The 8,803-nt window shown below is 70.3% G+C and carries 4 protein-coding genes; 2 read left to right on the forward strand and 2 right to left on the reverse strand.

Annotation, left to right across the window (positions count from 1 at the left end; genetic code table 11):
- The first annotated feature begins 392 nt into the window (after positions 1 to 392).
- On the forward strand, positions 393 to 770 hold the full coding sequence (locus NK1_RS35655) for a hypothetical protein (RefSeq protein WP_063008478.1): 378 nt from the start codon (positions 393 to 395) through the stop codon (positions 768 to 770).
- On the opposite strand, the gene NK1_RS11450 is transcribed toward NK1_RS35655, so the two are convergent.
- Both NK1_RS11450 and NK1_RS11455 read right to left on the reverse strand, forming a co-directional pair.
- Positions 764 to 5,386, reverse strand: a complete 4,623-nt coding sequence (locus NK1_RS11450) for a cation-translocating P-type ATPase (protein ID WP_063008479.1) — start codon at positions 5,384 to 5,386, stop codon at positions 764 to 766. The genes NK1_RS35655 and NK1_RS11450 overlap by 7 nt on opposite strands.
- Positions 5,387 to 5,504: 118 nt before the next feature.
- A complete protein-coding gene (locus NK1_RS11455) occupies positions 5,505 to 6,257 on the reverse strand; it encodes a pentapeptide repeat-containing protein (protein WP_167354252.1) in 753 nt (250 codons plus the stop codon).
- A gap of 428 nt (positions 6,258 to 6,685) precedes the next feature.
- On the opposite strand from NK1_RS11455, the gene NK1_RS11460 reads away from it, so the two are divergent.
- The gene (locus tag NK1_RS11460; protein WP_084460774.1) at positions 6,686 to 8,629 is read left to right on the forward strand and encodes a serine/threonine-protein kinase; all 1,944 of its coding nucleotides are present in this window, start codon (positions 6,686 to 6,688) and stop codon (positions 8,627 to 8,629) included.
- Positions 8,630 to 8,803: the final 174 nt, after the last annotated feature.

The following is an 8,803-nucleotide window of genomic DNA, read 5'->3' on the forward strand; positions in this document are numbered from 1 at the left end:
GAACCGCGGCGACCGAGCGACGCCGCGATCCTCAGATCATCGCGGCTGAGCGGAAAATCGCGGGTCTGAGCCAGCGGCAGTTGGCCGATCGCGCGAACTACAGTCTGGCGATGGTCAAGGCGGTTGAGCAAGGCCGGGAGCCAGCGAGCCCGGCGTTCTCGGCTGCCGCTGCGCGTGGAGCCCGAACGGCTGACCGGTACGCCCTACCGCGACCTCATCGAAGAGGACGGGCGCCTGGAGGGGCTGGCCGATTTGCGTGCCGTGCTTGCGGAGGGGAGGTATGTGCGTGCGGTCGAACCGCCGGCGCTGACCGAGCTGGCCGCCGAGATGGCCGCTGTAGAACCACCGAACGGCTGTGCAGGAGGTTCGGCTTCATTCAGCTCGCCCCTACTGTGCTCGACCGGCTCGAATGGGCTGCCGAGTCGGCAGATGATCCGCTGTACGAGGCGCAGGCCAAGGTCAAGCGGACGCGGGTTCTCATCTACCACGACGCGAACGACACCGGTCTCCGACTGGTCGAAGACGCGCTCAACGGAATCGAAGGCGACAGCGAAGCTGCGAACGCCGTCCGTGGATACGCTCATCTGGGCGGCGCGATTGTGGCCGCCCGAGGCATCCGCCCCGACAGTGGCCGCACGCGGTTGAGCAGCACGGCCCGGCGGTCGGGGAGGTGTGCCAAGGCCCATCTTCACCTGGCACGGCGGAGGTTGCGGTTCGAGGGACCGGCGGTCGCCCGGCAGCGGTACCACGCAGCGACCGACGGTCAATGAGATTGCACGCCAACGCTTTCGATGCTCAGCGGGCGCTCGCGGTCCTCGACGGATTCGCCGTCTTCCGGGCCGGGCGCCAGCTGTCCCGGTTCGGTGGGGCGGCGGGAGGGCAGGAGCGCGCCGACGGCGGTCGCGGTCGCCGCCGAGGCGAGCGCGGTGGTCCAGCCGACCGGACCGAGGGGGCGGCACCCGAAGTAGGTCGACAGTCCGGGCGTCATGACGACGGTGCCCAGGAAGGCCGCGCTGCCGGCCGCGGTGAGCCAGACCTGGGGGCTGTGGCGGGCGGCCAGGACCGTCTGCCCGAGCTGGGTGCCCACCAGCGCGACCAGCGCGACGGTCGCCGCCCGGCGTTCGGTGCCGGTCCAGCGGGCGATCGACCACGCCACGGTCGAGGCGGCCGCGGTGGTGGAACCGCGGATCACGATCGTGCGGCGCAGATCCCCGGCGATATCGGTGCGCGGCCGCGCGGCGAGCTGTGCGGCGAGCAAGTCGGCGCGTTCCTGGTGGCCGGTGGGCTCCTCGTCACCGGACCGCTCGGTCGACAGCGCCACGGCCATCGCCGGGAACATGTCGGTGAGCATGTTGACCAGCAGGAACTGCCTGGTGCCCAACGGGGCGCGGCCCGCGAGCGCGGTGCCGAGGACCGTGAACGCGACCTCACCGGCATTGCCGCCGACCAGGATGCCGACCGCATCGCTGACGCGCCGCCACATGCCGCGCCCCTCGATCAGCGCGTGCAGCAGCACCAGCGGATCGGGATCGGTCAGCACCAGATCGGCGGCATTGCGGGCGGCGGTGGATCCCTGCGCGGTGAGTCCGATGCCGACGTCGGCGGTGCGGATCGCGGCCGCGTCGTTGCCGCCGTCACCGGCCATCGCCACCACCTCGCCCCGCCGCTGCAGCGTGGTGACGATGCGCACCTTCTGCTGCGGGCTGACGCGGGCGAAGACGCTGCTGCGCGCGATGAGCTCCGACTGCGCGGCATCGTCGAGTTCGGCCAGATCGCTTCCCGTCACCACCGGATCGGCGTCGATACCCAGATCGGCGGCGATGGCGGCGGCGGTGACGGGGTGGTCGCCGGTGATCATCCGCACGCGAATGTCGTTGCGCTGCAACGCGCCGACCAGTGGACGCGCCTGCGGGCGCGCGGTGTCGGCGAGCCCGATGAAGCCGAGCAGGGTGAGTTTCTCGACCGCGCTCACCACATCCCCCGGCGCCGCGGACAGATCGCGGCGGGCGACGACCAGCACCCGCAGCCCGCGTTCGGCCATGCGATGAATCATGCGGTCGGCCGCCCGGCGATGATCGGCGGACATCGGTTCGTCGTGATCGGCACCGTCGCGGCGGGTCCGGATCGCGGTGCAGCGGGCGAGCACGATCTCCGGTGCCCCCTTCACGATCAGCCGCCAGTGCCGCCGCCGCGTCTGCCCCAGCGTCGCGGCGTATCCGCGATTCGATTCGAAGGGCAGTTCCTCGACCGTATCCCAGCGCTCGTCGCGATCGAGCCGCCCGGCGGCGTCGAGCACCGCCTGATCGGTGGCGTGCACGATCGGGCCGTCGTCCGGATCGGGGCAGGCGTGGGCCGCGGCCCGCAGCAACCGGCGGGCGCGCGGGTCGTCGTCCTCGGGCGACCACTGATGCTCGAGGTCGGCCAGAGTGGTCAGCCGCAGGCGGCCGAAAGTGAGCGTTCCGGTCTTGTCGAAGCAGATGGTGTTCACCCGGCCCAGCGCCTCCACCGTCCGGCTGGCCCGCACCAGCAGGCCGTGGCGAGACAGGCGCCGCGCGACGGCCAGCTGCGCCACCGTCGCGACGAGCGGAAGTCCTTCCGGCACAGCGGCGGTCGCGACCGCGACCCCGTCGGCGATGGCCGCGCGGATGCGCTGGCCTCGCAACCATCCCAGCGCCGTGACCAGCGAACCGCCACCCAGCGTCAACGGCAGCGCCTGATCGCTGAGTGCACGCAACTGCGCCTGCACTCCCCCCAGGCGCGGCGGCACCGCGACCGCGGCGGCGCGGTTGGTCTCGGTATCGGACCCCACCGCGACCACCACCGCCACCGCGGCGCCGTTGACGATCGTGCTCGCCTCGTACACCATGCAGCGCCGGTGGTTGAGGTCCGCACCGGGAGTGGCGGGGCTGTCCTTGGTCACCGTGACCGATTCGCCGGTCAGGGCCGATTCGTCGACTTCCAGATCGTCGGCGCGCAGCAGCCGCGCATCCGCCGGAACGACATCGCCGGTGCGCAGCGCGATCACGTCACCGACCATCAGGGCCGTGCCGGGCACCGATTCGCTCGGCGGCTCGGGATCATGGTCGAGCACGGCGCGCTCGACGCGGCGGCCGGTGATCCGCTCGTGCGCGATCAGGTCGCGCAGCGCGTTCTCGGCGCGTTGGCGCTGCAACGCCGACACCACGGCGTTGACCGCCACCACGCCGGCCACCAGCGCCGCATCGCCGGGCGACCCCAGTACGGCGGAGGCCGCGGCGCCGACACCGAGAATCGGGGTGAGCGGATCGGCCAGCTCGCGGCGCACGGTGGCGAAGAAGCGCGTCGCCGGGGACAGCTGCGCGGGAATACGGGTGAGCGGCGCGGTCCACGATCGCGTGGGAGCCGGTTCGCCGCGTTCGGGCTCCGGCAACCGTGTCAGCACTTCGTCGGGTTCGAGACTGTGCCAGGGAACCAGCGGCGCGCCCGACTCCGGGAGCCGGCCGCGGGCGGCCTGCACGCCCGCCCATGTCCCCTGCAACAGGCCGCTGGCCTGTGCCGCGGTCACCGGCCACGCGTCGCGTGAGCGACCGGCGGCCAGCAGCAGGCCCGCGAGCGAACACGCCGAGAGCGCCAGAACGCGGCCGCGTTCGCTGACCTGGCGGGCGGGAGCCACCGTCAGCAGCACCCGCATGACCTGATCGAGATCGCCGCAGACCACATCGGCCGCCCACGGCATCGCCTCGACCTCGACTGCGCTGATCCGGCTCACCCCGATGGCGACATCCGCGCAGTTCAGATCCCCGGCACAATCGGTGGCGACCAGCCCCACCGCATGTCCGTCGGACTGCAACCGGCAGACCAGTTCCGCCGCCGACCCTTCACGCTCGACGAATTCATCTGCCAGCGAACGCAATTCGAACGCATCGCGCTGTCCGCGCACCACCACCTTCAGGCCCGAGGCCCGGGCGGCGAGCATCAGTGTCCGCGCGCGCGGATCGAGTTCGCGGCCGACCAGGACCCGGCCCAGCAACTTCGTTCCGTCACAGACGTCGTACCACCCGGGAATGGAGTCGCCGGGATTGCGGTCCGGGTCCGGTCGCAACCGGAGGTCACCGGTATCCGGCATCGCCGCGGCGGCGTCCGGCCCCGACCACAACAGTCGCTGAGCGGCGTTCCACACCTGAGCCGTGGTCCAGTCCGACCCGGACTTCTCGGCGCTCCCCGGTTCGGATTCGCGGGTTTCGGCATCGAGCACCAGGCGTCCGCTTCCGTACAGCACGGCGCCGTCGATCACCAAGGCGCTCAAGCGATCCAAACGCCGCCACACCGAGGGATCCATCGTCAGCACGCCGGATGTCGCCAGCAGCGTCGATACGGTCGCCGCGAAACTCTCCCGGCTCGCCCGCGCGGCCTTCGGCGCCGCGAGCGACAACGCCCGGCCCACCGACGACAGGCCCTGCCCCGCGGCCACGGCCGCGGCTCCGGCGGTGGCGGCGGCCGAGGCCTCGTCCGCGCACCGCTCGACCGGGCCGGGCGGCAGTTCGACCGGCCGCTGCCGGTGTGGCGGGGACTGCAGGATGTCGCGGGCCCGGCGGTGACCGTGTTCGACCTCCCACAACCGCCAACGGGCATGGCGCACACCGTGTTCGGTGACGGCCAACCCTCGGTGCAACGCATCGACCAGGACGTTCGCGGGGCTGTCGCCGGCGGCCTGGGCCAACGCGTTCGCGGTGGTGAGCAGCAGATCGGTGCGGGCCCGGCCGAGACGCTGTTCCAGCAGCCGCCGGATGCGGGGCTGGGAGTCGGCCAGCGCGACCAGCGACTGCAGCGTCGCCACGCCGTTGCGTCCGGGAATGGCCGCTCCGACGAAGGTGACACCGGCGGAGAGCAGGTCCCCGGCCAGCGAAATCGCCGCCGATACAACGGGTTCCAGATCAGCGGGATGTTCGGCACTCGGGTCCCAGACGGTATCGGCGACGCCGGCGTCCTCCTCGGCGGCGGCGATCGCGTCGACCAGTCCGGGCACCGCCGCATCGTCGCGGACCGCGGCGACCACATCCCCGGTCACCGCGTTCACCCGCATCCAGTGCACGCCCGGCAGCGCGCCCACGCGCCGGTGCACGGCCTCGGCGACCTGTTCGCTGCGCTCCGAGCACAGACCCCGCACTTCGACGATCACACGATCCTCGACGGCGGCGATCCGTCTCCTGTCCCGGCGCAGCGACGGGTTCAGCAACGACCGCACCTCGCGCTGCAACTGCCCGGCGATATCGTCGGCGACCTCGGTCAGCCGCAGCGCGGTCTGCCCGGCGGACACCACCCGCACGGGCAGCCGCGCGGAGCCGCCGATGAGAGCCGTCCCCGTCCGGCCGACCCCCGACACCACACCGATCAACGCCTGAAACACCGGACCTCCAAGCCCGTACAAGTACCGTCGTCCGAGCTACTACCCAGGATTGCGGCGGCCAACCGCGAAACCGGCAGTCCGAGCGGGGCACATTGCTTCCGCCGCAGACAGGGTGCGGCTACCGGCATGCGGCCACCGGCACCCGGTCGGCAACCTCGTACGGGGCGGGTGCGACGAACCACCCGGCCGCGTCGGCCGGCGGCTCTTCCGAGGGGATCGGATCGTGGAAGCGGGCGCGTTCGAACGAGCTGCCGACGGTGAACGCGGCCCCGTCGAATCGGGCCGGTCCCGCGAAGCCGGCCGCGCCGAAGTCGGCCCGGCCGCGAAACTGCGCACTGTCGAAGTACGCCCCGCCACGAAACGCCGCCCGATGAAATCGAGCGTCGCCGGCGAAGACCGCCAGGGGAAATTGGGCGCTGCCGCGGAAGGTTGTTCCGTCGAACCGCGCCCGCGTGAATCGGGCGCCGAAGAATCTGGCGGAATCGGCGAACACCGCCTCCCGGAACCACGCGGTATCGAAGGCCGCATCCTGGAAATGGGTGTCCGCGGAGAATCTCGCGCCGTCGAATCGGGTGACGCCCGCCAGATTCGCACCCTCGAATATCGCGGGGCCGACGAAAACCGCGTCGGTGAAATCGGCATCGTCGAGCTGGGCATTGCGGAAATCGAATGTGGCGCGCGACCAGCTGCGCCGAGCGCCGCGGCGGAGGTGCTCGGCTATGACCGCCGCAATGGTCCGCCGGACCGTCCGGTCGTAGCCGCCGAGCCGTCCGGTCGCGCGCGGCAGCCGGAGATAACCGCACAGTACGTCCACGCATTGCTGGCGCGGTGTGGACGCGGAGGCGTCGGCGATATCGGCCAGCGTGCGCACGGCGGACAGCTGCGATCTTCCCTCACCGACATACAGTTGCGCCGCCGCCGAAACGAACCTGTCGGCCAGTTGCCCCGGCCACCGAAAACGCTTGCGCCGAAAAGAATTTGCCGAATTCGCTTCGCTGTCGAGCAATAGATTCGCCGCCACGGCCACCGGTGCCGGTCGGCGTTGTACGAGCACTACCATTCGAACCTCCTAAACGCCTGCAACGCCCAGAAAAGCTCTTCACTCGCTGTAACGACGGTATAACCGGTCGACATCCGCCATAACAATCGTCACCGAAAAGTAACCGACCGGCTACGGCGCGCCGGTCGACCTGGGCGGGATTCGGACCCTCGAAAAGCGGGAAAATCGCTGTCGGATAACCGTCCCGGGCGCGATAAAATTCACCATGTCTCGACGTCTCATCCCGGAGTGACCAGCATATGGGCGCTCGATCGGAAGGCGATGCCACCGCCGCCTTCGACCCGTTGGCCGATCGGACGGTGAACACTGTCCGGCGGCCCGCCGAAGCCGAGGAATCCACCGGCACGCTCGGGCCGCAGCCGACCGCGGCCGCTCCCGGCGCCGACCTCGAACCCGGCCACCGGATCGACGATTTCGATCTGCTGCTGGAATTGGGTCACGGCGCCTTCGCCAAGGTGTTCCTGGCGCGGCAGCGGTCGATGCAGCGCCTGGTGGCGGTGAAGATCTCCGCCGACCACGGCACCGAACCCCAGACCCTCGCCCAGCTGGATCACGAATTCATCGTCCGGGTGTACGACCAGCGGGTGCTGCCGGACCTGGGGCTGAAACTGCTGTATATGCAATACGTTCCGGGCGGAACGCTGGCGTCGGTGCTGACGCGGGTCCACGCGACCGCACCGGCGCGACGCAGCGGCCGGCTGCTGCTGGACGCCGTCGACGAGGCTTTGAAGGACAAGGGCGAGATTCCCACGTCGAGCAGTCACGCCCGGGAAGAGATCGCGACTCTGTCCTGGCCGGAAACCGTGGCCTGGCTCGGACGCCGGCTCGCCGAAGCCCTCGCGTACGCCGAACGGCGCGGTGTGCTGCACCGCGATATCAAGCCGGCGAACGTCCTGCTCGCCGCGGACGCCGCACCCGAACTGGCCGATTTCAACATCAGTTTCAGCGACCACCTCGCGGGCAGCAGCCCGGTGGCGTACTTCGGCGGATCGCTGGCCTACATGTCGCCCGAACATCTCGAAGCCAGCCACCCGGAGCTGCCCGGCACGGTGGACGACCTCGACACGCGCAGCGATATCTACGCCCTCGGTGTCATGCTGTGGGAGCTGCTGACCGGGCGGCGGCCGTTCCCCCCGACCGAGGCGAAGGATTCCCAGGGCTCGGTCGAACAGCTGCTGGAGATGCGACGCCACCCGATAGCGCCGCAATTCCTCGACGACCTTCCCGCCGACTGCCCGGCCTCGCTGCGCCGCGTGCTGCTGACCTGCCTGGCACCCCAACGCACCGATCGATGGAACAACGGTACGGAGCTGGCCCAGCAATTCGAGCTGTGCCTCGACCCGCGGGCCCGCGATCTGGTCGACGCGCCCTCACACAGTCACCGGCCGCGCGGGCCGCTGTGGCCGATACCGATTCTCGCGATCGCGATCGCCGTACCGAACCTCGCGGCCGCCTGGTACAACTACTACTACAATAGGACGTTGATCGTCGGCAAACTCACGCCCGAGATGCAGCAGTCCTTCCACGACGTGGCCCGGGTGCTGTATCCGCTGGCCATCGTCGTGGCCACCCTGCTGATCCTCTACACCGCGCGCCACCTCCTCGAGATATCCATCGGACTGCACAAGGGGCGTAGCTATCCCGACGCGGTCCTCACCGGGGCCCGCATCGATGCGTTGCGACTGCCCAACCGGGTGGCCGCGATCGCTTTCGTGTTCTGGTTCGCCGGTGGCGTGCTGTTTCCGGTGATGCTGAATCTGGTCGCCGGCGGCGTTCCGCGCGGCACCTACGCGCACTTCCTGCTCTCGCTGGTGGTCTGCGGTGCGGTCGCACTGGCCTATCCGTACTTCGCGATCACCTGGTACGTGGTCCGGTTCCTGTACCCACTCTTCCTCGCACACGGCCGGTCCGACGCCGCCGACGTCGAACACCTGCGCCGGCTCGCCCGGCGCACCGGCATATACCTCACCGCGGCCGCCGCGGTACCCCTGGTCGGCGTCACCGGGATCACGTTCCTGCCCGCGCCGGACATCGAATCCATCATCTGGGCGGTCCGCATCCTGTGCGTCGGCGGCATCATCGGCTTCATGCTCGCCTACCTGCTCTACGGAGTCAGCGAGAAGGATCTCCGCGCCCTGGAACGCGTCGCCGCCGCATCCACGACGGACGCGGGCACCGAGTAGGCGGACGCCGGACGTGCCATTCAGGACAACAGTGGCCCTTCGGCCCAGCGGTACCGGTGAGCGATGGCCGGGTCGACGGCGTAACCGGCCGCCACGGTGAAAGAGCTTGTCTTGCAAGCTATCACCGCATCCGGTTGCGTCACCCGGCCCGGCAAGGTCGCCGTCGGCACGTGG

The organism is Nocardia kruczakiae NBRC 101016 (assembly GCF_001612965.1).
Classification (GTDB): domain Bacteria; phylum Actinomycetota; class Actinomycetes; order Mycobacteriales; family Mycobacteriaceae; genus Nocardia; species Nocardia kruczakiae.

Bases quoted from the DNA above. Each gene is read 5' to 3' on its own strand.
- NK1_RS11460 (WP_084460774.1), top strand. From the start codon at position 6,686: ATGGGCGCTCGATCGGAAGGCGATGCCACCGCCGCCTTCGACCCGTTG.